26 protein-coding genes and 1 pseudogene are annotated in these 24,674 nt (G+C 41.1%); 26 read left to right on the forward strand and 1 reads right to left on the reverse strand.

What is annotated here, in order from left to right; genetic code table 11:
- Window positions 1–15: 15 nt before the first annotated feature.
- From OK025_RS16315 to OK025_RS16345, 7 genes are all read left to right on the forward strand, one after another.
- Window positions 16–501, forward strand: a complete 486-nt coding sequence (locus tag OK025_RS16315; RefSeq protein WP_317665353.1) for a DUF2271 domain-containing protein — start codon at window positions 16–18, stop codon at window positions 499–501.
- Window positions 502–515: 14 nt separating this feature from the next.
- Entirely contained in the window at window positions 516–2,714 is a 2,199-nt protein-coding gene (locus OK025_RS16320; protein WP_317665355.1) for a PepSY domain-containing protein, read from the forward strand.
- Between the two features lie 86 nt (window positions 2,715–2,800).
- A complete protein-coding gene (locus tag OK025_RS16325; RefSeq protein WP_317665357.1) occupies window positions 2,801–3,784 on the forward strand; it encodes an FAD:protein FMN transferase in 984 nt (327 codons plus the stop codon).
- Window positions 3,785–4,014: 230 nt separating this feature from the next.
- Window positions 4,015–4,572: an RNA polymerase sigma factor gene (locus OK025_RS16330; RefSeq protein ID WP_317665359.1), complete on the forward strand. Its 558-nt coding sequence runs from the start codon at window positions 4,015–4,017 to the stop codon at window positions 4,570–4,572.
- Between the two features lie 12 nt (window positions 4,573–4,584).
- Window positions 4,585–4,923 (forward strand): hypothetical protein, encoded by a 339-nt coding sequence (locus OK025_RS16335; RefSeq protein WP_317665361.1) that lies wholly within the window; start codon window positions 4,585–4,587, stop codon window positions 4,921–4,923.
- Between the two features lie 239 nt (window positions 4,924–5,162).
- Complete coding sequence (locus OK025_RS16340) at window positions 5,163–5,456, forward strand: hypothetical protein (RefSeq protein WP_159727676.1); 294 nt, start codon at window positions 5,163–5,165, stop codon at window positions 5,454–5,456.
- Between the two features lie 75 nt (window positions 5,457–5,531).
- Window positions 5,532–5,987 (forward strand): Hsp20/alpha crystallin family protein, encoded by a 456-nt coding sequence (locus OK025_RS16345; protein WP_317665365.1) that lies wholly within the window; start codon window positions 5,532–5,534, stop codon window positions 5,985–5,987.
- A gap of 201 nt (window positions 5,988–6,188) precedes the next feature.
- Here the strand turns inward: OK025_RS16345 and OK025_RS16350 are convergent, their stop codons facing one another.
- Window positions 6,189–6,770 carry a DUF4126 domain-containing protein gene (locus OK025_RS16350; protein ID WP_317665367.1) on the reverse strand — a complete coding sequence of 194 codons (582 nt, stop codon included), beginning with the start codon at window positions 6,768–6,770 and terminating at the stop codon, window positions 6,189–6,191.
- A 266-nt stretch (window positions 6,771–7,036) separates the two neighbouring features.
- Here OK025_RS16350 and katG point away from each other — a divergent pair, with 266 nt between their 5' ends.
- The 19 genes and pseudogenes from katG to OK025_RS16445 all read left to right on the forward strand — a co-directional run bounded on the left by katG (window position 7,037) and on the right by OK025_RS16445 (window position 24,626).
- The gene (gene katG / locus OK025_RS16355) at window positions 7,037–9,316 is read left to right on the forward strand and encodes a catalase/peroxidase HPI (RefSeq protein WP_317665369.1); all 2,280 of its coding nucleotides are present in this window, start codon (window positions 7,037–7,039) and stop codon (window positions 9,314–9,316) included.
- Window positions 9,317–9,620: 304 nt separating this feature from the next.
- Window positions 9,621–10,022: a hypothetical protein gene (locus OK025_RS16360; protein ID WP_317665371.1), complete on the forward strand. Its 402-nt coding sequence runs from the start codon at window positions 9,621–9,623 to the stop codon at window positions 10,020–10,022.
- 82 nt (window positions 10,023–10,104) lie between these two features.
- Window positions 10,105–10,449: a hydrogenase maturation nickel metallochaperone HypA gene (locus OK025_RS16365; protein WP_317665373.1), complete on the forward strand. Its 345-nt coding sequence runs from the start codon at window positions 10,105–10,107 to the stop codon at window positions 10,447–10,449.
- A gap of 12 nt (window positions 10,450–10,461) precedes the next feature.
- Window positions 10,462–11,190, forward strand: coding sequence for a hydrogenase nickel incorporation protein HypB (hypB, locus tag OK025_RS16370; protein WP_317665375.1), 729 nt, complete (start codon window positions 10,462–10,464; stop codon window positions 11,188–11,190).
- A gap of 121 nt (window positions 11,191–11,311) precedes the next feature.
- Window positions 11,312–11,878: a hypothetical protein gene (locus OK025_RS16375; RefSeq protein WP_317665377.1), complete on the forward strand. Its 567-nt coding sequence runs from the start codon at window positions 11,312–11,314 to the stop codon at window positions 11,876–11,878.
- On the forward strand, window positions 11,879–12,880 hold the full coding sequence (locus tag OK025_RS16380; RefSeq protein ID WP_317665379.1) for an ABC transporter substrate-binding protein: 1,002 nt from the start codon (window positions 11,879–11,881) through the stop codon (window positions 12,878–12,880).
- Window positions 12,877–13,893 carry an iron ABC transporter permease gene (locus OK025_RS16385; protein WP_317665381.1) on the forward strand — a complete coding sequence of 339 codons (1,017 nt, stop codon included), beginning with the start codon at window positions 12,877–12,879 and terminating at the stop codon, window positions 13,891–13,893. The genes OK025_RS16380 and OK025_RS16385 overlap by 4 nt, the downstream gene beginning before the upstream one ends.
- Window positions 13,890–14,732, forward strand: a complete 843-nt coding sequence (locus OK025_RS16390) for an ABC transporter ATP-binding protein (protein WP_317665383.1) — start codon at window positions 13,890–13,892, stop codon at window positions 14,730–14,732. The genes OK025_RS16385 and OK025_RS16390 overlap by 4 nt, the downstream gene beginning before the upstream one ends.
- 96 nt (window positions 14,733–14,828) lie before the next feature.
- Window positions 14,829–15,422, forward strand: a complete 594-nt coding sequence (locus OK025_RS16395; protein ID WP_317665385.1) for a GNAT family N-acetyltransferase — start codon at window positions 14,829–14,831, stop codon at window positions 15,420–15,422.
- 42 nt (window positions 15,423–15,464) lie between these two features.
- Window positions 15,465–17,906 (forward strand): TonB-dependent receptor, encoded by a 2,442-nt coding sequence (locus tag OK025_RS16400; RefSeq protein WP_317665387.1) that lies wholly within the window; start codon window positions 15,465–15,467, stop codon window positions 17,904–17,906.
- A 186-nt stretch (window positions 17,907–18,092) separates the two neighbouring features.
- The gene (locus tag OK025_RS16405) at window positions 18,093–18,443 is read left to right on the forward strand and encodes a hypothetical protein (protein ID WP_317665389.1); all 351 of its coding nucleotides are present in this window, start codon (window positions 18,093–18,095) and stop codon (window positions 18,441–18,443) included.
- Between the two features lie 175 nt (window positions 18,444–18,618).
- The gene (ureA, locus tag OK025_RS16410; protein ID WP_075993440.1) at window positions 18,619–18,921 is read left to right on the forward strand and encodes an urease subunit gamma; all 303 of its coding nucleotides are present in this window, start codon (window positions 18,619–18,621) and stop codon (window positions 18,919–18,921) included.
- An 18-nt stretch (window positions 18,922–18,939) separates the two neighbouring features.
- A pseudogene (gene ureB, locus OK025_RS16415) lies at window positions 18,940–19,245 on the forward strand (urease subunit beta); the annotation flags it as partial.
- Between the two features lie 65 nt (window positions 19,246–19,310).
- Complete coding sequence (gene ureC / locus OK025_RS16420; protein WP_317665395.1) at window positions 19,311–21,032, forward strand: urease subunit alpha; 1,722 nt, start codon at window positions 19,311–19,313, stop codon at window positions 21,030–21,032.
- A 158-nt stretch (window positions 21,033–21,190) separates the two neighbouring features.
- Window positions 21,191–21,778 carry a hypothetical protein gene (locus tag OK025_RS16425; protein ID WP_317665397.1) on the forward strand — a complete coding sequence of 196 codons (588 nt, stop codon included), beginning with the start codon at window positions 21,191–21,193 and terminating at the stop codon, window positions 21,776–21,778.
- A gap of 3 nt (window positions 21,779–21,781) precedes the next feature.
- The gene (locus OK025_RS16430; RefSeq protein ID WP_317665399.1) at window positions 21,782–22,324 is read left to right on the forward strand and encodes an urease accessory protein UreE; all 543 of its coding nucleotides are present in this window, start codon (window positions 21,782–21,784) and stop codon (window positions 22,322–22,324) included.
- A 167-nt stretch (window positions 22,325–22,491) separates the two neighbouring features.
- Window positions 22,492–23,181, forward strand: coding sequence for an urease accessory protein UreF (locus OK025_RS16435; protein WP_317665401.1), 690 nt, complete (start codon window positions 22,492–22,494; stop codon window positions 23,179–23,181).
- Between the two features lie 12 nt (window positions 23,182–23,193).
- Window positions 23,194–23,832 (forward strand): urease accessory protein UreG, encoded by a 639-nt coding sequence (ureG, locus tag OK025_RS16440; protein ID WP_046675418.1) that lies wholly within the window; start codon window positions 23,194–23,196, stop codon window positions 23,830–23,832.
- Window positions 23,833–23,834: 2 nt separating this feature from the next.
- The gene (locus OK025_RS16445; RefSeq protein ID WP_317665405.1) at window positions 23,835–24,626 is read left to right on the forward strand and encodes an urease accessory protein UreD; all 792 of its coding nucleotides are present in this window, start codon (window positions 23,835–23,837) and stop codon (window positions 24,624–24,626) included.
- Window positions 24,627–24,674: the final 48 nt, after the last annotated feature.

Genomic DNA, 24,674 nt, shown 5'->3' on the forward strand with positions numbered 1-24,674 from the left:
TAGATACAACTGAAGATGAATAACATAGTTAAAACAACGATAGCCACCCTTTTAATTTTGATGGCAGCCCTAAGCTCTTTCGCACAGGCAGCTAAATATAAGTGTATGATCCAAATGAATGCCTATGAAGGTGAGAAAGCCTACGTGGTGATTTCACTGATTAATCCGAGTGGAGCTTACGAAAAAACACTCGCCGTATTGGGATCTGATAAACAATGGTATAATACGATTAAGGAATGGTACAAGTTCCAAAATAAAACCAAAGAAAAGCTAAATGCGGTGACGGGTGCTTCAGTTGGTGGCGGTGACCGTGCCATGCGGACCTTGGATCTTGATGAAACGAAGTTTAACAAAGGGTATAAACTCCGTTTTGAATCCGCAGTAGAGGAACAAAAATACCATACTGCTGATGTTGAAATTCCTTTGACAAAGGAAGCTATCACTGAAAAAGCGAATGGCAAGGGATATATCAAACTTGTTAAGTTAAATAAAGTACAATAAGAAAAGGGGTAAAAATGCTGGTATCTATTTGGAGGTATGCACATTTAGCCTTAGCTATTGTTTCTTCTATCTTTTTACTTTTATTATCGATAACTGGCGTAATATTGGCCATTGATGCCGTCAACGAAAAAATTCCGCCTTATCGGGTTGAACATATTGAAACATTAAACCTTGCGCAGTCAGTAACAGCTTTGCGCAAGGTTTATCCTGAAATCATAGCGATCTCGGTAGATCACAATCAATTTGTGAGCATTGATGCCATAGACGCAGATGGCAACACCGTGAAAGGCTATATCGATCCGAATACGGGGCGTCTGCTTGGTCCCCAATTGAATAAGTCCCAATTTGTTCAATGGGTGACAGCTTTACACCGCTCACTCTTTCTTAAAGTGACCGGTCGGGTGGTTATTGGTGTGGTTTCATTTCTGTTGTTTCTTATTACTATTTCTGGAATTATTCTGATTGTTAAGCGCCAACAGGGCGTTCGACATTTCTTTGCTAAAATCAACCGGGACTTTTTCGCACAGTATTTTCATGTTGTTTCAGGACGTCTATTTTTAATACCAATTTTGATATTGGCCCTAACAGGTACCTATTTATTTCTGGTGCGTATTGAAATCTTAAAAAAGCCGAACCAAACAATTGAATATCCCAATAAGATGGAGGAAGATATCCAATTGGAGGTGGCAAAATTTTCAATATTCCAAAATACAAAACTTGTCGATTTGAAGACGTTGGAGTTTCCGTTTATGGAAGACGATCCTGATGAGTTTTTTATATTGAAGCTTCGCGATCGGGAATTGACCATAAATCAGTTGAATGGAAGCTTGCATAAAGAAGTAAAGTATCCCTTTACTGCATTGGCCGAACAGTTTTCTTTGGACCTCCATACGGGTAAGACCAATATCATATGGGCCATTATATTGGGGCTCGCATCGTTGAATATTGTATTCTTTATTTACACGGGTTTTGCAATCACATTCAAGCGCACGCGTACTAAAATCAAGAATAAATATAAACCTGAAGAAGCAGAGATTGTTATTCTTTTCGGAACGGAAAATGGAAGCACGCTGTTTTTCGCCAATCAGATCCATAAACAGCTCTTAGCGGATGGGCAAAAATCGTTGCTGCTCGGAATGAATCAATATCAATGCTTTCCAAAGGCAAAACACTTGCTTGTGTTTACCTCAACATACGGGCTAGGAACAGCACCATCCAATGCACTTCAATTTGAACATAAGCTCAACAGCCATCCACAAGAACAAGACGTACAATTTTCGGTGCTGGGCTTTGGTTCAAAAGCCTATCCCGACTTTTGTGCCTATGCGCGCAAAATTGATCATTTATTAGAAAAACAAGCCTGGGCTTCTCGACTAACAGAATTACATACAGTTAATGATAAGCATGTTGATGAGCTTATTTCATGGATTCATCAGTGGTCTGCTCAGACCAATATTGCCTTAGCTTCTGCACCGGCTATTTATAGTGCTAAAGTCGTCGGATTGACGAAATTTAAGGTGATAGCGAAGTCTACTGTTTCTGCGAGTAACATGACCTTTACTTTAGTCCTGAAACCTTTAAGTAAAATTAAAATGCAATCGGGCGATTTATTGGCAATCTATCCTGCGCAAGATCAACGTGAACGTTTTTATTCGATAGGTTACAAAGACGGTATGGTTCAGCTTGTGGTGAAATTGTTCCCGGATGGATTTGGATCAAGCTTCCTGTATCGATTGGAACCGAATCAAACCCTGCAGGCACGAGTCATGGTTAATCCAAGTTTTCATTTCCCGAAAGCCGCAAATGCAGTTGCTTTAATTGCGAATGGTACGGGGGTAGCACCTTTTCTAGGCATGATTTCAGCGAATGAAAGTATGACTCCTTTGCGTCTGTATGCTGGTTTTCGCCATCGAAATGAAATGACAGCACACTATATAGATTTTGCTGATGAGCAGATAAAGCTGGGACATCTGAAACAGCTCGAACTGGCTTTTTCACGCGAGGAAAATGCACAATATGTCATGGATTTGATTCGTCGGGATGCGCTATATTTTGTCGAATTGCTTGATAAAGGAGGTTATATATTGCTTTGTGGTGCGTTGCGTATGCAGCATGACGTTGAACATACTTTAAATGAGCTACTTTTGGAACATGTCGGCAAAACTATTGCAGTCTACAAAGAAAATGGACAGATCTTAACCGATTGTTATTAGTAAATTGGTGACGCAATAGCATATCGCATCGATAAGACTGCTTTTGGTACGCATCGACTTTTTAATCCCTTTTGCAGATCAATCTCATGAAGAACAATAAACAATGTGGCCTGCTTTTAATACTCTGCTTTGTATCCATTACTTCAGGGATTGCGCAGGTCTTGGTAAAGCGGCAGGTTACCCTTATGGGCTCTGTTTTCGAAATTAGCTTGGTAGATCGGGATAGCTCGATTACAAATCAGCATATCGATGAAGTCATCTCCGAAATAGATCGAATAGAAAACCTGATTTCAGAATGGCGTCCGCAAACCCAAATCGCAGCGGTGAACCGCAATGCCGGAATTAAGCCAGTTCAGGTGGATAGAGAAGTGTTTGATCTAACACAACGTGCAATCGAATATGCTCAAAATTCAGGTGGTGCTTTTGATATCAGTATTGTTGCCTTAGATAAAGTTTGGCTATTTGATGGCAGCATGACCACGATGCCCTCGGAAGAACTGATTAAGAGGTCTGTCGAGAAAGTTGGTTATCAACACATTCGCCTCGATAGTGCGGCTTCGACAATTTTTCTGGAGTTACCGGGTATGAAGATCGGTTTCGGTTCTATTGGGAAGGGGTATGCAGCAGATAGGGGCAGGGAAATAATGAAAGCAAAAGGGATTGAAGCAGGTATAGTGAATGCTTCTGGTGATCTGTCGGCTTGGGGAAGACCACCCCAGAACGATGCATGGAAAGTGGGCGTAAACAATCCGTTCAAACCCCATCGAATGGTCAAAGTTCTTCGTTTGAATGAAATGGCCGTAGCAACATCGGGCAGCTATGAGAAATATGCGGAGATCAATGGAAAACGTTATTCACATATTATAAATCCGGTGACAGGATATCCAGCTACGGGATTAACTTCAGTGACGATTTATGGACCCTCAGCGGAAATCGCAAATGCACTCAGTACCTCCATCATGGTATTGGGCGAGAAAGAAGGAAAAAAATTGATTCAGCGTTTTCCAGCATACCATTATATTTTTATTACCGATAAAGGTAAGGTCATTCAGCAACGCCGGAAGTCTTAAACCATGGAACTACTTTTTTATGTTGCATAAAGTGTATAGAAAGCATAGCCTATTAGCTGATTATCTAGTATATTTATGCAAACAAAGCGTATACGAAAGAAGACGAAAAGGAATGTGTCATGTTGTTCATGCGGTGGAAGTCAGCAAGAAAGTAGATCCATGAAAATAATTTAAAGTAAAAGTTCGACTAGTTCGTCTATGCTGCTATGGACATTGCATACCAAAATCATATGGCAGAAAAAAATTCCAGATCATTTACGGATATCGTTAAGACTTATGGAAGTCAACTGCTACGTTTTGTTAAGGGAAAAGTAAAGAAAACGGAGGATGCAGAAGATATCTTACAGGAGGTCTGGTATCAATTTAGCCGTTTGACCAATATGGACGAACTGGAGAATGCGGGCGCATGGCTCTATGCTGTCACACGGAATAAGATTACCGATAGCTATCGGAAAAAGAAAAATGAATCACTTGACGATATGATAGCAGGTGATGATGATAGTGAAAGTACTTTTCCTGTTCGTCAGTTCCTTTTAGCCGACGACTCCAACAATCCCGAGCTAAAATTATTTAAGGATATTTTTTGGGATGAGCTGATGAAAGCATTGGAGGAATTGCCGGACAAGCAACGTCGGGTGTTTGTGCTGAATGAGCTGGAAGAGAAAACTCTTCAAGAAATTGCTGTTATGGAAAATGAGAACCTCAAGACAATTATCAGTCGAAAAGGGTATGCCGTGAAGCACCTTCGGGTACGGTTGCGAAGTTTGTATGAAGAATTAAAATTTTAAAAGGATTAAGCTATGAATGGAAGAATGAATAGACAGCGAAAGGGTAAATTCGCTTTTATGTTTGTCGCTATTATCATTGGTGTTTTTTTGTTGGTAGCCTTACTACAATATTTATGGAATACATTAATGGTTGATATTTTCAATTTAAAAACAATTACCTATTGGCAGGCATTGGGACTCTTTGTTTTGTCAAGAATTCTATTCGGTAGGGGTTTTGGTAAACCTGGAGGGGGGAGATTTCGAAAAGGTTTTCCACGTCAGATGGATAAAGGAGAAGATCTTTCCGATGAGGAAAGGGAGCGTTTGCGGGAAGAATGGAAGCGTCGTTTTGGAGGACGATGTGGATTCTAAAAAAAGAATAAAAATTTTAAAGTAAAAACTGTTGTTGGGCGTCATCTTCTATAAAGGCGCCTTTTTTTATGTCGGTATCCTGATGCTAAGGAAATAGCAGAACGCGATGTTCTGTCAGAATGGATGTTGGACAGCATAATAATTAATTACAAAATATGAATGGTCATGGTAAAATGTCGTTTTCAATCAGATGAAAAAGGAGGAGGCCAGCAGCCATTTTACAAAAAAAATGTATTCAAATGAAAAATAAACTTCGATTTATATTGCCACGCCTGATCGTGCTTACGGCAATAGCGGGATTAGCAACCTTGATTATTGGGACGATCTTTAAACTCTTATTGTTTGGGACAGTTCTCTTCGGAATAGGAAGCTTCGCAGCAGCAAGAATGCGTAGGAGAGATAGACAAGCATTCAAAATGGATAGGACTCCGGTATATCCGAATGTTCACCGTCATTACAACACAGTGGTCGCTATCGTACCATTACAAGGGCAAAAACGTGCTCGGAAAGCAACGATTGTTCCCGTTTATTAAGCTTAAAAAATTGCAAAGACGAAGCTTTCGTCATGCATTAGTTCAACGAATTATTCAATATTAAAAATTAAAGACATGTTTAAAAGAGATCATTATACCAGAGGATATTCAAATCATAACAAATTTTGCGGGCAACATTTTAAAGACCGTTTTGAAAAATTTCAACAACATTTTTTTGAAGGTGAAGCTGCACACAGTGGTAGCGGACAGCAATCTGTTCCTGTAAATATTGTAGAGAATCAAGAATTCTATGAAGTACAGCTTTTTGCTGCTGGCCGTAAGAAGGAACAATTCCAAGTCAGTATAAATGACGGAATACTAAAAATTTCATGTACAGAGAATGCTCAGGACAATGCCATAGATTATATTTATAGAGAGTACGATGGAATGGCATTTGAACGTGAATTCCAATTAAATGAACAGGTGCTTACAGATAATGTGCATGCGAGCTTCGAGGATGGGGTATTGACCGTCATTCTTCCAAAAGATCTTGAAAAAGTAATACGGCCACAAGAAGTCATCATTGATTAACAAGGGAAGTAAACGCAAGTCAGGATAAGATCTGAAAACAAAGAGGGCAGCATGGAAATTTGCTGTCCTTTTTTGTTTTATACTGAAAGATCAAATGAAACCGGCGCATATGTTATAAGCATAATCTCTTTATTGCGATAAAGTTTTAATTCTTTTAATATAGGAAGAGCTGTTTCATTAGATTCAATGGTTTGGCAGCTATTAAGTTCTTTTAAGTTTTTTATGTAGTTGTTCTCTGCCAAATCGCCAGAAGAAGTAAAACAAGCCAATAACAACGATTATAGCCATAAAAGGTACAAATATGGCGAGTATGGTTAATATCGTGGAACCGATGGTTTCCATTGTCGAAATCATAAAATTACCAAAACCGGCCGTTCCGATCGAAGAGGCGGCTCGGGTGCCTGCCAGGGCCGTACTAATGGTTGCTGCAGTACCGCCACCGGCGATTATGGCCATAGACCAGCGGAAAAAAGGAGAAATATCTGTAAACTGTATAGCGAAAAGTAAAGTACCCGCTATGGTTGCTAAGGGGATGGATAGGCTGTCCAATATATTGTCTATAAAAGGGATGTAATACCCCGCTATTTCCAAAATCATGGCTATACTTGTTGCCGCTAAAACAAGCGGTGAACCCGCCCAGGCTAATTCATTGCCAACTTGGAACAGTTCCAGCCGACAGCCGAGACTCAATAAAAATAAGGGCATGAAAATCCGGAAGCCAGTGGCTGCCGCCAAGCTTAAGCCTATAAAAGCACTCACCAAAAATGTAGAAAGTTCACTCATGGCCAATATTTTTTGATACAACCTAATTGTAGAATAATAAAAGAATGGCTTTTGTTTTAGCAATGCTAAAAATACGCGTTTTCTGGAGTCTCGCTAAAAGATGATTTTCAATTTTTTATATATCTTTTGGTTCTTTGTATAGATTTTGATTATAGTGTATCGAATCATTCGATGTACAAGTGGGGGCGCATTTGTGTAATTTTATGAAAGTGGAAGTCAAACAATTTGATCACTTAAGATATTATATAACTAAACTTTCTTTTCATATGGACAACAACGAAAAAGACATTAGCAAATGCCCATTTCACAATGGTACGATGCGCAACGCCGTTGCGGGTGGGGGAACTCAGAATCAGGATTGGTGGCCAAATAGACTTCGCGTAGATCTGTTGAGACAACATGCGAGCAAGTCAAATCCGATGGACGAAGGCTTTGATTATGCAGAAGCATTTAAACAATTGGATTTAGAAGCCGTAAAAAAAGATTTGCATGCATTGATGACCGATTCACAGGATTGGTGGCCGGCAGATTTTGGTCATTATGGACCGTTATTCATCCGGATGGCTTGGCATAGTGCGGGCACCTATCGGGTAAGTGATGGTCGGGGCGGAGCTGGGTCTGGTCAGCAACGTTTTGCACCCTTGAATAGCTGGCCTGATAATGTGAGTTTAGATAAAGCGCGTCGCCTGTTGTGGCCTATCAAACAAAAATATGGTAAAAATATCTCCTGGGCAGATTTATTGATCTTAACCGGTAATGTCGCCTTGGAGTCTATGGGGTTCAAAACTTTTGGTTATTCCGGTGGTCGGGTGGATGCTTTTGAACCAGAATTGGACGTATATTGGGGATCTGAGACAACATGGTTAGGCGGTGATATTCGTTATGCACATGGTTCAGAAGGCGTAGTTGAAGCACATGGTGTTTTGTCTGCCGATGATAATGCAGATGGTAAGCAACACTCCCGCAATCTTGAAAAACCGTTGGCCGCGGTACAGATGGGGTTAATTTATGTTAATCCAGAAGGACCGGATGGAAATCCTGATCCTATCGCCGCTGCAAAAGATATACGCGATACTTTTGGTCGGATGGCTATGAATGATGAGGAAACTGTCGCTTTGATTGCAGGTGGGCATACTTTTGGAAAAACACACGGAGCCGGACCTGCCGACAATGTCGGAAAAGAGCCTGAAGCTGCCGGTATAGAACAACAAGGGTTAGGTTGGAAAAGTACTTACGGCAGTGGAGTAGGCGCAGATGCGATTACTAGCGGATTGGAGGTTATCTGGACTCAGAAACCAACGGAATGGACCAACCTCTTTTTTAAGAATCTGTTTGAGCATGAATGGGAATTGACAAAAAGCCCTGCGGGAGCACACCAATGGGTCGCCAAAGGAGCAGATTCGAATGTTCCAGATCCTTTTGATCCCAATAAAAAGCGCAGGCCAACGATGCTGACGACCGATTTATCGTTGCGGTTTGATCCAATCTATGAAAAGATCGCGCGTAAATTTTACGAAGATCAAGATGCATTTGCTGACGCATTTTCTCGCGCCTGGTTTAAATTAACACACCGTGATTTGGGGCCAAGAGAGCGTTATTTGGGGTCCGAAGTTCCTGCTGAGGAATTATTGTGGCAAGATCCTATTCCGGCTGTCGATCATGTTTTGGTCGATGCGGATGACATTAGTATATTGAAATCCGCCCTATTGAACGCGGGACTTAGCACTGCCGAACTCGTAACGACAGCTTGGGCGTCAGCGTCTACTTTCCGTGGCTCGGATATGAGAGGTGGTGCAAATGGTGCTAGAATACGTCTGGCTCCGCAGCGGTATTGGCAAGTCAATAATCCGGCGCAACTGCAAAAAGTTCTTACCGCGCTGGAGCAAATTCAGCAGGATTTTAATGGAAAACAACAGGGCGGAAAGAAAATCTCATTGGCGGATTTAATTGTTTTGGGCGGTGTTGCCGCGATAGAGCAGGCAGCTCGTGCTGCTGGGCATGATATCAAAGTACCGTTTCATCCTGGCCGTATGGATGCGACACAGGAACAGACTGATGTAGAATCAATGGGTTATCTTGAGCCAATTGCGGATGGATTTAGAAACTATCGCAAAGGCGCTTATACCGTGTCTACGGAATCGTTATTGATTGATAGGGCGCAGCTACTGACTTTATCTGTTCCTGAATTGACTGTCCTTATTGGCGGGATGCGTGTTCTTCAAGCCAATTTTGATGGTTCTCAACTAGGTGTAATGACTGACCGACCTGGCCAACTGACCAATGACTTTTTTGTTAATCTATTGGATATGGGAACGTCGTGGAAAGCAATCTCTCCGGATCGGGAAGTTTTTGAAGGATCAGATCGTAAAACTGGTATTAAAAAATGGGAAGCCGGAAGAGCAGACCTTGTTTTTGGTTCTAATGCTGAATTAAGAGCCGTTGCCGAAATATATGGCAGTGCCGATGCAAACGAAAAATTTGTACAAGATTTTGTGAAGGCATGGAATAAAGTGATGGAGTTAGATCGCTTCGATTTGCATCGCTAATGAATAAAAATTAAGCCTTTCAAGAAGCCAGTCTCACAACGAGGCTGGCTTTTTATGATTTTGCTAGATGAGAAATATCTTGTATTTAGCTGCGATAAAAAATACCCAATTTTTGCCTCTAATATCATTTTAATCTCACTTTAACCAAATTTTAATTTAATATATATAGAATTATGGAATTTTCTTTGGGTGTTTCCTATTTTGTGAAATAAAATTCAAGATTTGTGCTACTTTTTCTTCTTTGATCGGTAGTAACTTTGTATTGGTTTCAAAGGAATCTTTGCAACTTTGTTAGGTTAAAGCTATGTGGAAGCACTTTATTTTTCTGTTTGCAGCACTGTTATTATCATTTAAAATTTTAAATGCAAACAGTCTTGTACTGAAAAGTGATAGTTTTAAATCCTCTTATTTATCTTCAAAAAGTCCTTCAGAACACGCGGGCGATTCACGCATAACCCATTTTCCAAAAGATCATAGCCACTTTTGTTCACTCTACCCATCGCTTCAATCCATTGTTGCGGAAATGGACGTGGAAGGGACACAAGATTGGTTAATGGAGCGTTGGTTGGTTACTGTTGATTTGCTTTGGCACGAACTACTGCCATCCCCATTGCAGAAAGACTATCGGTATGAACATACCCTAGATCTAGAGCCTATTCCCATCGCTCGATTTTTGCTGTTTGAGCAAATCAAAATTCCATGCTAAAGCGTAAGCTTTTCTTCACATTAGACAGGCAAAGAAAGCTGCCATTTCTTTTCTAAATTTATTTATTTCTTAAAATATACCAATGCACGAGCTAAGTATAGTAAAGGATATTTTTGATACGTTGACCTCGCATTACGAGGTTAGGGTAGATGATATTCAAAAAATTCAGGTTACAGCAGGATTGTTATCCAATGTCCAGCCTGTGTTGATCCAAAATGCATTTGATGCTTTTATTGCTGAAAACATCCAGTACCAAGATATGGAGATGGAAGTTGTTGTAAACGACATTATTGCATATTGTGAACATTGCCAGAAAAATTTCCCTGTTCATTTTCATCGATTTGTCTGTGAATGCGGACAACCCTCCAGTACAATCGTTCAGGGAAATGAACTCTATATATCAAAAGTAATTTTTAAACAAGACTAAAAATCGTTTATCATGTCAGACAATACTCCAAATCCTAAAAGTTTAGGTAACCGTGTAGGTTCGGTTCAATGTGAAAATACAACACTACATTTATTAAAAGCAAATGATTTCGTTGCAAAAGCCATCCGCGATAGACTGAAAGATGTCTGTGTGATCAATGTATGCTCTTCCCCGGGTTCGGGCAAAACAACCTTGATGCAAGAAACCGGTAAACGTTTGTCGAAGGATTTGAATATTGCTGTTTTAGTGGGCGATCCGGAAACTGAACGCGATGCGGTACGTATGCGCGATGTGGGCATCAATGCCTTGCAGATTGTCACTGGAGGAATGTGTCATATTGAGGCACAAATGATCTTACAAGCCCTGGATCATATCGATATTGAAGGAATAGATCTGTTGTTTATCGAGAACGTCGGGAACTTGTTGTGTCCATCCGCATTTGATTTGGGTGAAGATTACCGCGTAACCTTATTGGCGACAACTGAAGGGGATGATAAACCAAAAAAATACCCACGCATGTTTTTAACAAGCGAATTGATGTTGGTTTCCAAAGCGGATTTATTACCATATGTACCTTTCTCCGTAGATGCGGTAACGAAAGATGCGCGCGAGGTAAATCCCAATCTGGAAGTTATTACCATCAGTACATTAAATGGTGACGGCCTTGATACTTGGTGTGATTGGTTGAAAGAAAAAGTTCAGACAAAAAAAGATCAATATAAAGCGCTTGAAGTAAAATAATGAACAACAGATAAAATGAATAGGATAATAATGATCCATGTTTTATTGTTATCCTGTTCAATGTTGTCGCAATAGTGCTGTTTTCTGAGGAAGGAAATAGCACTGAAAACAAAGCCAAAAAGTGCTGTTAATCTGTGATGAAGATAAGTTTACAAAAATGAATAAGCTGCCCATACCAATAGATAAAATTGTCGCAAACAAGGAGTTTGCCCTTAGTGAGGTCGATCAAGTGCATCTTGAGTGGTATGAAGTCCATAAAAGACGCCTGACGCGCAATACAATAAACGGAAAAGCAATCCTTATGCAATTGGAACAAGGAGCGGAATGGCACCATGGTGATGGTTTATTTCATCAGGAAACGCTGCAAGCGATCTTGGTTGTCAAGCCTTCGTTGACGATAAGATTTAATCCAACGGATTTGGTTCAGCTTGCAGATTTCGGTTATTTCATCGGAAACAGACATCTGCCGATATTCAATGTAACAGATGCGGAATCGCTTCGTCTTCCTTACGATGGACGGCTTTATGAACAGGTTCTAGCAAAATATGGAACGTCGATTCAGTTGGAGGAAGCCTTGCTGTTATCCGAAGATTTGATTCGTTTGCAGGCTAAAAATAAGAAGAATCCAGATTTAAAGAGAATAGACGGGCATATCAGTTTGGGTGAACAAGTTCGAAAAGATAATTAAATGAAAGTGAATCGAATTATAGTTGTATTGCTTTTGGTATGCTGTGGTATATGGAGTGCCTGCCAAAATCGGCAATCCGGCACGCTCAACAGTCAAGTGAAAGCAGTCGATAGCAGAGGAAAGGAAGTTGTGTTGGCGCATGTGGCAAAGCGTGTGGTTGTACTATTCCCTTCGCTTGTTGATGAAGTGTATATGTTGGGGGCTGAAAATAGTCTTGTCGGTATCCCTGAGCAGGTTTATCAGCTCGAAGATACCTATAAGTTTTTATCCAAATTGGATCAAAGAATTGCAAAAAAAGAACTGGCAACGCCTACTTTCGCAGGCCAGGCAAATAATGTAGAAAGCATAGTGGGCTTGAACCCTGATCTTGTTTTGACGTTCAATACCGATCAGGATAATATTTCTCAATTAGAAGATCTTGGAATTCCCGTGTTTACTTTTTCTTCCCAGGATGAAAAAAGTATTTTTAATGAACTGATAGGGATGGGAGCATTACTCGGAAAGCAAGCGCGAGCGGAAGAAATTGTTCAATTTGTTTCGGCGGAGATCAAAAAAATGACTGCTCCCAAAGATCAAATACAGAAGAAGGTTTATTATGCCTGGTCTAAAGGTAGAGTACTTTCGACATCCGGTCGTGGTAGTTTGATTGATATGGCAATCCGGCTTTCGGGCGCAGCGAATGCCTGCCCGTTGGAAATGGAAGCCCCAAATGTCGGCGCAGAAACGATTTATAAATGGAATCCGGACCTCATTATTCTTTGGAATTCTAAATTGGCAGACGTATATAATCTGAAGGAACTCGCGGCATTACCTGCAGTGAAAAATAAACAGGTATTTGTGATGTCACCGTCCTTCCCATTCGATCCACATACCGTCAAATTTATGCTTTTTGCCAAACAGATTAGGCATTGGTGTTTTTCGGATTATACGAAACAGCAGCTTGATCAGGATATGACCATAGCTTTTGAAAAACTATACGGTAAAGCAGGACTACTTCCATGATACATCAATTAAAAAAGCTATTTCTGCTAGTTGTTTTACCATCGTTGGTTTTAATGCTTTCCTTACTTGTAGGATCGAGTCAGAACATTGGTTTTGTCGAGCTCTGTCAGCGCATCGGATTGGAAGTGGGGATTTATATCGGCGACCATAATGCTGTATTGAAAGATAACATGGATACCATATTGTGGCAGGTACGTTTACCACGGATTCTGTTGACCTTTATGGTCGGAGCAGCATTAGCTTCTTCCGGCGGAATTTTACAGGCCATTTTTAGGAATCCAATCGTTGATCCCTTTACGCTAGGTATTTCTTCGGGATCTGCTTTTGGGGCTGCCTTGGCCATGTTGTTCCCTTTATTGTCCGTCAATCTATCGGCATTTCTGTTCGGTGTATGTGCTGTAGGTTTGACCTATTTTGTTTCAAATGCGGGCTTAAAAAGCTCCATTGTTGGGATGGTATTAGCTGGAATGGTTATTTCCGGTGTATTTACAGCAATGTTAACCCTGTTACAATACATGAGTGATCCTTATAAATTACAAGCGATTGTGCAATGGACAATGGGTAACCTACATACGGCATCATGGTCGAAAGTACAGCAAGCGTTCCTGCCGATCACAATAGGATTGGGGATCCTGATCCTTTTGCGCTGGAAGCTGAATCTTCTCGCACTTGGTGATCAAGAAGCCATTGCTGTTGGCGTTAATCCGAAAATATTGAAATTGGTCTTCATTGCTGTAGCAACACTAATTACAGCCTCTGCCGTGGCAGCTGTAGGCGTAATTAGTTTATTTGGATTAATTGTACCACATATCAGCCGCATGATCTTTGGACCCAATAACAATATTATTGTGTGGGCAAATATCAGTATCGGGGGAACTTTCCTGCTACTTATCGATGATTTTTCGAGGGCTGTTATGCCATTTGAAATTCCAATCGGTGTTTTTACAATGATTATTGGTGCTCCCTTGTTTATTTATCTGATGCGCCGTAACGAAATCAACTGGAATTCATGAGTAATTCGATTCATATCAAAAAACTTTCTTTTGCCTATGGTAAGGAAATCATTTTAAATGATGTAAACATGTCATTTCCGGAAGGAAAGCTTTCTGTTATTCTTGGTCGAAATGGAAGTGGTAAATCGACTCTGTTCAATATCATTGCCGGGCTGGAAAAAAAATATAATGGATCAGTTTTTATCGGTGAAACGGAACGGCGCGATTGGAAGGTTGGTCGGGCCAATGCATTGAAATTGGGTTTTCTCAACCAGTTCCATCAGACCACATTTCCTTTTAGCGTTGTTGATGTTATTCTGACGGGACGAACCTCATTTTCTCGTTTTTCACCAAGTAAGGAAGACTTTGAGGCCGTTGAACAGATCTTGGATCGATTTAACCTCACACATTTAAAGAACAAACCCTATACCTCTTTGTCTGGAGGAGAGCGACAATTGGTATTACTTTGTCGCGTGTTGGTACAACAGCCTGATTTATTATTGCTTGATGAACCCACCAATCATTTGGATCTGAACTATCAGATTGCGGTTCTGCAGGCAGCCAAGGAGCTGGTCAAAGAGGGGACAACCGTGTTATGTGTGATGCACGACCCCAACATGGCGTACCTTTTTGGGGATCAGTTTTATCTGATGAAGGACAATAGGCTTGTGGATCTGCACGGTCTGGAGCAGGAGCAAGTTCGGGAATTATTGGAACAGACCTATCAACTCCCTTTGATCAGTTTGGAAAATCAAAAGAAATGGATGTTTGTTCCGATGCTGGGCGCGGATAGGGCATTTGACACCATTGGGAGTTCAGCGCATAACGCCGAAACCAAAATTGAAATGAATACGCCATGACGAAGCTGCCTAAATAGGTGCCTTTAGGAAAAATCATGGTTTGTACCTGAGATGCTCAGTTTACTGTGCAAATATTTTAAAAATAGCTATAACGATATGAATACCATCAAAGACAACGGCAATATATTGATTAATAATCAACTGGTAAGCAAACGATGTTTTCCCACGCAACCCCATTTGAAAAATATCAGCATATCTCGTGTTGAAGCGAAGGATATTGATGTCGTACTACCTTATGTCATTGAATTTCGAAAACAGTTGTTCCCGATGTTGGATGCACATAAACTTCCCAAAGATCTACTGGCATTTTCAGCCGTGTATCTTGAGGCTGAAGCTGGTGCATTCCTGCAGGCAAAAGATCAGCAGGGTAAACTGATTGGCGTCGTTGGTATGTCTGCTTATGACTACCGTTTCCCGCATTTGGATATTGATAGAAGGAAAACGGTGGAAGTAGCCCGTCTTTTTGTAGACCCGATTTATCGTAGGTCAGGTTTAGGAACGGCCCTATTCAAGGGTTTGGTCGCTGTAGCTAAAGAGAAAAGTATTGAACGGCTTTATTTACATACCCACCCATTCCTGACTGGAGCCTATGAGTTTTGGGGAAAACAGGGATTTCAATTGAAAGACTTTTGCAATGAATCGAATTTTCCAACCATACACATGGAATTATTCGTTGATCGTATGGCTTAGGTCTAAAAATAGATCAGCCAAAAGAATATATAATTTATTTGAATGAAAAACAATGTGATGAAAGCGCTCGCTTTCGCTTTATTGACAAGTGCTTCCGTACCGGGAGCGGTATATGCACAACAAGGTGTAGCATTATTTGGAAAAATTCAGGACGAAAACGGTAATCCCATCTCAGGGGTCACATTAACCCTGGCAGATCGACAACAACAGACAAGTTCTAATGCTCAGGGCGAATTTAGTTTTACCGGAATAACTTCTTTTCCTGTACAGTTACGTGCAGCTGCAATCGGGTATAAGCCTGTATTGCTGGATTTGAACACGGCCAACTGGAATGCAAAAAAAGGCGTTCGATTGCTTATGGTAGCCGGTGATAATACCTTGGATGAAGTATTGGTTACGGGTAGACGCAACAATTCATATCTGACAAATAATATGGAGCTGGGGGGTAAATTTGCAGGAAAATTAAAGGATCTACCGCAATCTGTCGCTGTACTCAGTAAGGAATTTATCGAAGATAAACAGGCTTTTACTACTGGAGCGCTGGTGCAGGACCTAGCTGGTGTGACAGAAGCATCTTCCTATGATGATGTTGTCATCCGGGGTTTCAAAAGCGGCTACGAAACGGGGGTACGGCTTGTCAATGGTTTACGCTCGGGATATGGTTATGGCAATAGTTATTATAATTCACCATTAACGATCAATCTCGAAAATATCGAGGTTTTGAAAGGGCCTGGGGCTTCACTGTTCGGTGATATCGTACCCGGCGGCACAATTAATATGACAACAAAGAAGCCTCTGGAAGATTTTAAAGGGCATGTGAATTTTGCCGGCGGTAGTTTTGAAACAATGCGAACTACTGTGGATCTCGGTGGACCATTGGATAGTGCCAAGCGTATTTTATATCGTTTTAATGCGGGTTATGAAGATACCAAGACTTTTCGTGACGTAAATCGTCAGAAACGAATGATGATTGCTCCTTCCTTCACCTTCAAACCGGCTGAAGGCACGGTGGTCGATATTGATATGGTCTATAATCAGTTCAACGGTTATCTTGATCGGGGAATGGGGATTAAAGAAAATAACTTTTATGCTTTGCCAAGATCATTTACGTTGAGCCAACCTTCTGATTTTTATAATTCCAAGACTTTTTCATTAAGCGCTCGTTTGTCTCAGCGTCTGGCAGAACATGTTAGTTTGAATCTGAGCTACATGAAATCCATCTATCAGGAAGATGTCAATGAACACCGGACAATGAACACGTTTGCTGATGCTCCACATAATACCATTATGAATATGCGCTTTTTTGACCGCCATGGGCGTGATTATACCGATAATGTTGTCGGTTACGTCAAGTGGGATCTTTTGGGCGATAGAGTTGATCATCATTTGGTTGCCGGGATTGATTTTGCCCAATATCGGGGCGACAAAGAAAACCAATTGCGGGAGGCTAGGCAGCAAACTATAGATGGTAAAGTTGTTCCTTTGACTTTTGATTTGAACAATCCCACTTATACGACTCATGATCTGACGAATTATGTCTGGCGTACGGGAGTCGCTTATCCTTTTTTGAGCCCATATAAAACCACGGGTAAATATATACAGGATCAAATCAGCATTGACGACCGATTGAAACTTATTCTAGGGCTACGTCATGAACACTATTCTTCGGAAACACTTGATGGACAAAATCGTTTTCATGCCACACAAAATGCCTTATTACCTCGTTTTGGTGTAACCTATGGAATTAATAAACAGATTAACTATTTTGCAAGTTATTCACAGGGCTTTGTACCTGTAGGTGCCAATTTTATTCAGAACTATAAAGATTATGGTGCCGATAAACCCTTTGATGCCGAGCGGAGTTTCCAGGTGGAAACCGGGGTGAAGACGGGTTTCTTCAAGGAACAATTGCAAGTTGATCTCTCCTTATTCCGGATTGAACGACGGAATATGCTCATTGCCACAGGGGCTATCAATGATTCAGGGCTGCCGGAGTATAGACAATCTGGCAAAGCGCTATCGCAGGGTGTTGAACTCGATGTGCGTGGGCAGTTGACACGGGAGTTCCAGGTTATGGCCAATTATACCTATAATGATACGGAGGTGAAATCATCTTCGGTTCCTTCTGAAATAGGACAGTCCCTGCCGGGAGCACCCAAAAATATGGCGAGTGCCTGGTTAAAATATGTGTTTTCAAATAGTGCCTTAAAAGGCTTAGGTTTTGGTGCCGGTGTTTATTATGTAGACCGTAAGCGGATGGACAACAGCATCGGAAAGGACAGCGATGGAAATGCACTCTGGGGACAATGGCCATCGTATACAACTGTTAATGCAGCGGCCTATTACCACATTGGTGCGATGAAAATGGCCGTAAACCTGAACAATGTATTCGATAAATATTACTTTTTAGGTGGTTTTGACTACACGAGAGCTTTTGCTGGTGCGCCGAGAAATATCATGGTATCAGTTGGTTACTCTTTTTAAGTTTGAAATATTGATCTAAAATCTCCAAAGCGGGCTTTTTCAACAAATTTGGACTATTTAATTCAAGATTTGTGCTAGTCAAGTAGCCCGCTTTGGTTGTAAATTTGAACAACAAATAATAGAATTGTGAACACAAGAATGCGGTATAGTATGGTTTTTTTAGTTTTCCTTTTGAGCACCCTGCTCATGAAAGGAATAGCTATACCGACGCATTCTACTGTCCAAAGTTTACCCGTTTTCCGGATAAGTCTGGCGGCTTTCCATGCTCAAGTAGAAAAAGGTTCGGAAAATTCCGAGCGGGAAAATTTGGTCGCTGCGGTTAAAGATCGTGATGTCTATGATATCACCGAACAGATGGACCTCAAAGATGAATGGAGCAAGCTGCTCTATTGGGGAGTGCTTTCAATTTGTCTTTTTGTATTCTGCTATCCTGTACGTCTCAAAATTCAGAATAACAGAAGGCCTTATATGGATCGATTGATCCTGCCGCCAAAATATATTCTTTTCCAAAGTTTAAAGATCCCGTTTCTGGGGTAAAAATTTCCATTTCTTACAACGGTTGAGAAGCGACAGACCTTGCGCTGCGTAGGGGTATAATCTGTCCTATTCATCACGATTTTGAACGATTTTTTAAAGTCGTATGTCCTTGTCGTGACCTGTACTCACCGTGACTTGTTTTCATTCGAATAACAACAATTTAAATAATATTTATATGCATTTATTACCTAGAGAGACAGAGAAGCTATTGCTTCATCTTGCCGGCGAACTAGCGAAAAAACGTAAAGCTAGAGGACTTAAATTAAACTATCCGGAGTCTATTGCATTGATCAGTAGTGAACTTTTGGAAGCTGCCCGTGACGGACGTACTGTTGCGGATTTAATGCAATATGGTGCAACGTTGTTGACACGTGAAGATGTCATGGAAGGCGTGCCTGAAATGATTCATGATGTACAGATTGAAGCTACATTTCCAGATGGTACAAAACTGGTTACTGTTCATAACCCGATTCGCTAATTGTTAAAAATATAATCTATGATCCCAGGAGAATTTTTTATTGGAGATGGCCACGTCATCTGTAATGAAAGTAGAGAAGTTACTAAAATCGAAGTTACCAATACGGGTGACAGACCAATTCAGGTAGGCTCACATTTTCACTTTTTCGAAGTGAATAAAATGATGGAATTTGATCGTGAAAAGGCTTTTGGTAAACGTTTGAACATTATTGCCAGCACAGCAGTACGGTTTGAGCCCGGTGAGACAAAAGAGATTGAGCTGGTACCGTATGCAGGTGGCCGAAATATCTATGGACACAATGATTTGGTGAACGGTAATACCGAAACTGAGGTTGCGAAAGCAAATGCAATGAAAAAAGTAAAAGAACAAGGCTTTAAAAATAAAGTATCATGAGTTTGAAAGTTAATAAAATCAATTATAGCGCCATTTTTGGCCCTACAACAGGAGATAAAGTTCGTTTAGGAGACACCGATATCATTATTGAAGTAGAGAAAGACTATGCTCATTATGGTGATGAAGCGAAATTTGGCGGTGGTAAAACGGTACGTGATGGTATGTGTCAGTCTTCTATTCAAAAACGTGATGAGGGAACATTGGACCTGGTTATCACCGGTGCCATTGTGATTGACCATTGGGGAATAGTAAAAGGTGATATCGGTATCAAAGATGGTAAGATTGTCGGTGTAGGACGTGCAGGGAATCCCGATACCATGGACAATATTACGCCAAATATGATTATTGGTGCCTCTACCGAGGTACATGGGGGTGCTGGATATATTGTTACACCGGGAGGTATCGATACACACATTCATTATATCAGCCCTACACAGATCGAGACCGCTTTGTATAGTGGTGTAACGACGATGATAGGTGGTGGAACTGGCCCTGCAGATGGAACAAATGCAACTACGGTAACTCCAGGTAAATGGAATATACGCCGTATGTTACAAGCGGTAGAAGACCTTCCAATGAACTTTGGTTTCTTTGGAAAAGGTAATGTGGGTACCGAGCAACCAATTGTAGAGCAAATCGAAGCGGGAGCTTTGGGGGTAAAAATTCACGAGGATTGGGGAGCGACTCCGGCAACAATAGATCGTGCACTTACAGTTGCAGATAAATACGATGTGCAGGTGGCCATCCACACGGATACACTGAATGAAGCGGGCTTCTTGGAAGATACCATTCAAGCAATTAACGGACGTGTCATCCACACATTCCACACGGAAGGTGCTGGTGGTGGCCATGCTCCGGATATCATCAAATCTGCGATGTATCCAAACGTTTTACCAGCATCGACAAATCCAACACGCCCATTCACTAAAAATACCATTGATGAGCACTTGGATATGCTGATGGTTTGTCACCACTTGAGTAAAGAAATTCCTGAAGACGTCGCTTTTGCTGATTCTCGTATCCGTCCCGAAACGATTGCCGCTGAGGATGTACTACAAGATCGCGGTGTATTTAGTATCATGAGCTCGGATTCGCAGGCAATGGGTCGCGTAGGTGAGGTCATCACACGTACTTGGCAGACCGCAGACAAGATGAAGAAACAGGTAGGTCCGTTGCCTGAAGATGAAGGTAAGCAAAACGATAATTTCCGTGCACGTCGCTATGTAGCGAAATATACCATCAACCCAGCAATTGCCCACGGTATTTCGAAATACGTCGGTTCAATTGAGCCCGGTAAAATTGCAGATATGGTGATCTGGCGTCCAGATCTATTCGGTGCAAAACCAGAAATTATTGTGAAAGGAGGAATGATCATCGCGGCTAAAATGGGGGATGCTAACGCTTCTATTCCTACACCGCAGCCTATTATCCTTAGAACGATGTTTGCCGGATTAGGCAAGGCTGTGCACCGTACCTGCTTTAACTTTGTCTCTAAAGTGGCATTTGAAAAAGGCATTAAGGATGAGTATCGTTTGGAACGCTCGTTGTTACCTGTGGAAAACTGTCGAAATATCTCCAAAAAAGATATGGTCCTCAACGATGCTACACCTGAAATTATTGTCAATCCAGAAAATTATGAAGTAAGTCTTGACGGTGAGATCTTGCGGTCAAAACCTGTTGATACCGTTTCGTTGGGACAACGTTACTTCTTGTTTTAACCCTATACTACTTTTTTATGGCGTGATCTGATATCACGCCATAAACTATGAAAAACAATATGTTGATGAAATCATCATGGGCTTATCGAAAGCGCATAAAGAGAGGGAATAATGACCGCTCATGATGCTTCATTACTGCTAAAATACGATTTACGCTAATGAAAAATTTGAAGACATTTTTAGGCTGTTGTATAGCAATAGCGTGCTTTACGATACAATCGGCCTATGCGCAAAAGGGGGGGATCATGGTTTATGGCTCACTGAATTACCACGAAACAACAGCTGGGCATCAATTTAGTGCCGCTCCGGTGGGTGCCGCCTATTTTTTCACCGACAACATGAATGCGGGGCTAAACTATGGATTCAATTCTGCTAAGGATAAAGCACTGGATTTCACAGATCATTCGCATGAAATAGGACCTTTCTATAGTAATACCTGGCCCCTAAGTGAGCATTTCATGCTAATTGGCCAGGTTGATGTGCATTATTTGTGGGGTGATCAACATGTCGCGACCGGTGGTACTATGGTCGATGGTAAATACAATGGCTATCTATTCAGAGTGTACCCGCTTGTGGGTATCGCCTTGGGAAAAGGTTGGGCATTAAAAGCTAAAGTGGCAGAATTGTCTTATAAAAAGAAAAATAGTAAAGATGCTGCTATTCCCAATGATCATGAAGTTATTACTGGAATCAATGGATCTACAGTAGGGTTAGGCTTATCTAAAAATCTATTTATTAAAAATTAAAAAATGATAATCACGGAAATCACAAGGAATATTCAGGGGGAGCAGATCAATAAGCGTCTTGATTCGCTCGCCATTGAATGGTATGAGTCGACCAAGCGGATTCAACGTTTACGTACAGCGGAGGGAATGGATATTGCCGTTAAATTGTTGGGTAATACCTCCAGTTTGCAGGATGGTGATATCTTGTACGAAGATGAAGAAAAAATAGTTGTGGTAACGATCAAACCTTGTGAAGTCATCCGTATCATGGCAATTGATTTCCTGCGAACTGCTTTTGTAGCCAGTGAAATTGGAAACAAACATTTGCCTCTATTTGTGGAGGCAAATGAATTGCTTATGCCTTATGAAAGGTCAATGTACGAGTGGTTAGCGAAACAGGGGTTTGACCCGCAACGTTGCGAGCGCCAACTTTTACGTCAGCTCAATGCAAATGTCGACCCAAAACATCATCAGAAGATGAAGTTTTCGACGAAGAATATACCGCTCTTAATCAGCGATAAAGCCGTCATGAATTCGCAAGAGCGAGCAGCTATGAACGGAGATTGAAGATCCTCTGTCCAATAACCGAGCTTAGCGAGCTCATTGATGCCTTAATGGAAATAATAGGGATCAAAGGAAAAACCTGGTCAGCTTGAATGCCCAATGATAGAGAAGATTACGCAAGGGGCTGATTGGTCCTTAAAGATTTATACTTACAATAAAAAATAATGTCAATGAAAAATACATTTCTAGGCAAGTTACTTCATCTAGCAGATCCTACATTACCCATTGGTGGGTTTACCCATTCCAATGGACTGGAAACCTATGTGCAACAGGGCCTGGTCTGTGATAAGGCCACGGCGGACAATTATGTGCGCCATAACCTCTGGTATAATCTGAAGTACAATGATGCTGCTTTGATGAAATTGGCCTATGAAGCAACTTCTTCGCAGGACATGGATGCATTGATCGCCCTAGATCAAGAATGTACAGCATTAAAAAGTCCAAGAGAAATTCGCGATGCCAGTAAAAAACTGGGCGTCCGTATTTATAAAATATTCAGTCGGTATCAGCAACAGGATTTTGTGCTGTCCTGGGGTGAATTAATCCAAAAGAAGGAAGTCGATAGTCATTACTGTTTGATGTATGGCATGTTGGCGTCACTTTTAGAAATTCCTTTGGAAGAAGCGTTACACGGCTTTTATTATAATGCCGCTATTACGATGGTGACCAATGCCGTTAAACTGGTGCCATTAGGGCAATTGGATGGCCAAGATATACTTTTTGGTTTACATGATGATATACTTGATCTCTGCAAAGAGACCTTAACAGTTGAACGGAATTTAGTGGGCTTATGCAACATTGGATTTGACATCCGTTGCATGCAACACGAACGATTATATTCTAGAGTTTATATTTCTTAAAAAACAATTACCATGGAAAATAGAAAATATGTTAAAATAGGGGTTGGTGGCCCAGTAGGGTCAGGTAAAACAGCATTATTGGAAAGATTGAGCCGACGTTTGATGAATGAAATTGATCTTGCAGTAATTACGAATGATATCTATACAAAGGAAGATGCGGAGTATATGGCCAAAAATAGTTTACTGCCCCGTGAACGGATTATCGGTGTAGAAACCGGCGGTTGCCCGCATACAGCAATACGTGAAGATGCAAGTATGAATCTGGAAGCTGTGGATGAACTGGCAAGCCGCTTTCCGGATTTGGAATTGATATTGATCGAAAGTGGTGGTGATAACCTAACTTCTACCTATAGCCCGGATCTCGCCGATATTACCATTTTCGTAATCGATGTTGCCGAAGGTGAAAAAATGCCACGTAAAGGTGGTCCAGCAATTACAAGATCTGATCTTTTATTGATCAATAAGAAAGATTTGGCACCCTATGTAGGCGCAAGCTTAGAAGTAATGGAGCATGATGCACGTAAAATGCGTAAAGGCTCTCCATTCTTGTTCTCCAACCTAAAAACCGGCGATGGTTTGGAAGAGATTGTAGGCTGGATTAAAAAATACGCACTCCTTCAGGATATTGAGGAGCCTAATTTACTACGTTAATTATGATTTGTTCTTTAGCTATCAAAATAGCACATCGTGAGGGGAAATCCTTTATGAAAGATGCATACGCGACACAACCGTTTCGTATTGTTCCTGTTGGACAGTATCAAAAAGACAATGCTGCATATTTAATGATCATGAGTTCATCACCTGGTCTGTTGGATGGAGATGACCATCGTATTCAAGTTGATATTACTCCGGGGGCTAAATTGCAGTTACAAACGCAAGCTTACCAGCGTTTGTTTCACATGAAAGGTCATTCGTCCCAAACGATGGAAGTGAATATTGGTGAAAATGCTGTTTTTTCTTATGTCCCCCATCCTGTAGTACCACAACATTCGTCGCATTTTTTGAGCCATAACATTGTACATCTTGCCTCAAATTGTCACTTATTGCTGAGTGAAATCGTGACTTGTGGTCGGAAGATGTCTGGTGAAGAGTTTATGTACAATCATTTTCAGAATCTAACAGAGTGTTATGTGAACGGGAGACTTGTTGTGAAAGACAATGTGTTGCTGCAGCCAGATCGGATGCCAATTCAGGGATTAGGTATTTTGGAGGGGTACACGCACCAGGGAACTTTGATCTACCTTAATAGTGCCGGTGTGAATCCTGGCGAATGGATCGAGGCTTTCCATGAAAAATATGGTGAAACCAAAAACGTCGCATTTGGTATTAGTGAATTGGAGCATGACGGTTTTATGGTTCGTGTGTTGGGACATGGCGCCGAACAGCTTTATCTTCTTTTTAAAGAAATGCAGCAAGCGATGTGGGATGTTCTGTTTTTGAATTGATGGGACAAACTCGCTCATGGGTTAGATGTAACCGCGGCGATGAAATTA

The organism is Sphingobacterium sp. UGAL515B_05 (assembly GCF_033097525.1).
Classification (GTDB): Bacteria; Bacteroidota; Bacteroidia; order Sphingobacteriales; family Sphingobacteriaceae; genus Sphingobacterium.

What these genes read in the sequence shown, in the direction of transcription:
- OK025_RS16315 (WP_317665353.1), top strand. Translation starts at nt 16, where the DNA reads ATGAATAACATAGTTAAAACAACGATAGCCACCCTTTTAATTTTGATG.
- OK025_RS16320 (WP_317665355.1), top strand. Translation starts at nt 516, where the DNA reads ATGCTGGTATCTATTTGGAGGTATGCACATTTAGCCTTAGCTATTGTT.
- OK025_RS16325 (WP_317665357.1), top strand. Translation starts at nt 2,801, where the DNA reads ATGAAGAACAATAAACAATGTGGCCTGCTTTTAATACTCTGCTTTGTA.
- OK025_RS16330 (WP_317665359.1), top strand. Translation starts at nt 4,015, where the DNA reads ATGGCAGAAAAAAATTCCAGATCATTTACGGATATCGTTAAGACTTAT.
- OK025_RS16335 (WP_317665361.1), top strand. Translation starts at nt 4,585, where the DNA reads ATGAATGGAAGAATGAATAGACAGCGAAAGGGTAAATTCGCTTTTATG.
- OK025_RS16340 (WP_159727676.1), top strand. Translation starts at nt 5,163, where the DNA reads ATGAAAAATAAACTTCGATTTATATTGCCACGCCTGATCGTGCTTACG.
- OK025_RS16345 (WP_317665365.1), top strand. Translation starts at nt 5,532, where the DNA reads ATGTTTAAAAGAGATCATTATACCAGAGGATATTCAAATCATAACAAA.
- OK025_RS16350 (WP_317665367.1), bottom strand. Translation starts at nt 6,770, where the DNA reads ATGAGTGAACTTTCTACATTTTTGGTGAGTGCTTTTATAGGCTTAAGC.
- katG (WP_317665369.1), top strand. Translation starts at nt 7,037, where the DNA reads ATGGACAACAACGAAAAAGACATTAGCAAATGCCCATTTCACAATGGT.
- OK025_RS16360 (WP_317665371.1), top strand. Translation starts at nt 9,621, where the DNA reads ATGTGGAAGCACTTTATTTTTCTGTTTGCAGCACTGTTATTATCATTT.
- OK025_RS16365 (WP_317665373.1), top strand. Translation starts at nt 10,105, where the DNA reads ATGCACGAGCTAAGTATAGTAAAGGATATTTTTGATACGTTGACCTCG.
- hypB (WP_317665375.1), top strand. Translation starts at nt 10,462, where the DNA reads ATGTCAGACAATACTCCAAATCCTAAAAGTTTAGGTAACCGTGTAGGT.
- OK025_RS16380 (WP_317665379.1), top strand. Translation starts at nt 11,879, where the DNA reads ATGAAAGTGAATCGAATTATAGTTGTATTGCTTTTGGTATGCTGTGGT.
- OK025_RS16385 (WP_317665381.1), top strand. Translation starts at nt 12,877, where the DNA reads ATGATACATCAATTAAAAAAGCTATTTCTGCTAGTTGTTTTACCATCG.
- OK025_RS16390 (WP_317665383.1), top strand. Translation starts at nt 13,890, where the DNA reads ATGAGTAATTCGATTCATATCAAAAAACTTTCTTTTGCCTATGGTAAG.
- OK025_RS16395 (WP_317665385.1), top strand. Translation starts at nt 14,829, where the DNA reads ATGAATACCATCAAAGACAACGGCAATATATTGATTAATAATCAACTG.
- OK025_RS16400 (WP_317665387.1), top strand. Translation starts at nt 15,465, where the DNA reads ATGAAAAACAATGTGATGAAAGCGCTCGCTTTCGCTTTATTGACAAGT.
- OK025_RS16405 (WP_317665389.1), top strand. Translation starts at nt 18,093, where the DNA reads ATGAAAGGAATAGCTATACCGACGCATTCTACTGTCCAAAGTTTACCC.
- ureA (WP_075993440.1), top strand. Translation starts at nt 18,619, where the DNA reads ATGCATTTATTACCTAGAGAGACAGAGAAGCTATTGCTTCATCTTGCC.
- ureC (WP_317665395.1), top strand. Translation starts at nt 19,311, where the DNA reads ATGAGTTTGAAAGTTAATAAAATCAATTATAGCGCCATTTTTGGCCCT.
- OK025_RS16425 (WP_317665397.1), top strand. Translation starts at nt 21,191, where the DNA reads ATGAAAAATTTGAAGACATTTTTAGGCTGTTGTATAGCAATAGCGTGC.
- OK025_RS16430 (WP_317665399.1), top strand. Translation starts at nt 21,782, where the DNA reads ATGATAATCACGGAAATCACAAGGAATATTCAGGGGGAGCAGATCAAT.
- OK025_RS16435 (WP_317665401.1), top strand. Translation starts at nt 22,492, where the DNA reads ATGAAAAATACATTTCTAGGCAAGTTACTTCATCTAGCAGATCCTACA.
- ureG (WP_046675418.1), top strand. Translation starts at nt 23,194, where the DNA reads ATGGAAAATAGAAAATATGTTAAAATAGGGGTTGGTGGCCCAGTAGGG.
- OK025_RS16445 (WP_317665405.1), top strand. Translation starts at nt 23,835, where the DNA reads ATGATTTGTTCTTTAGCTATCAAAATAGCACATCGTGAGGGGAAATCC.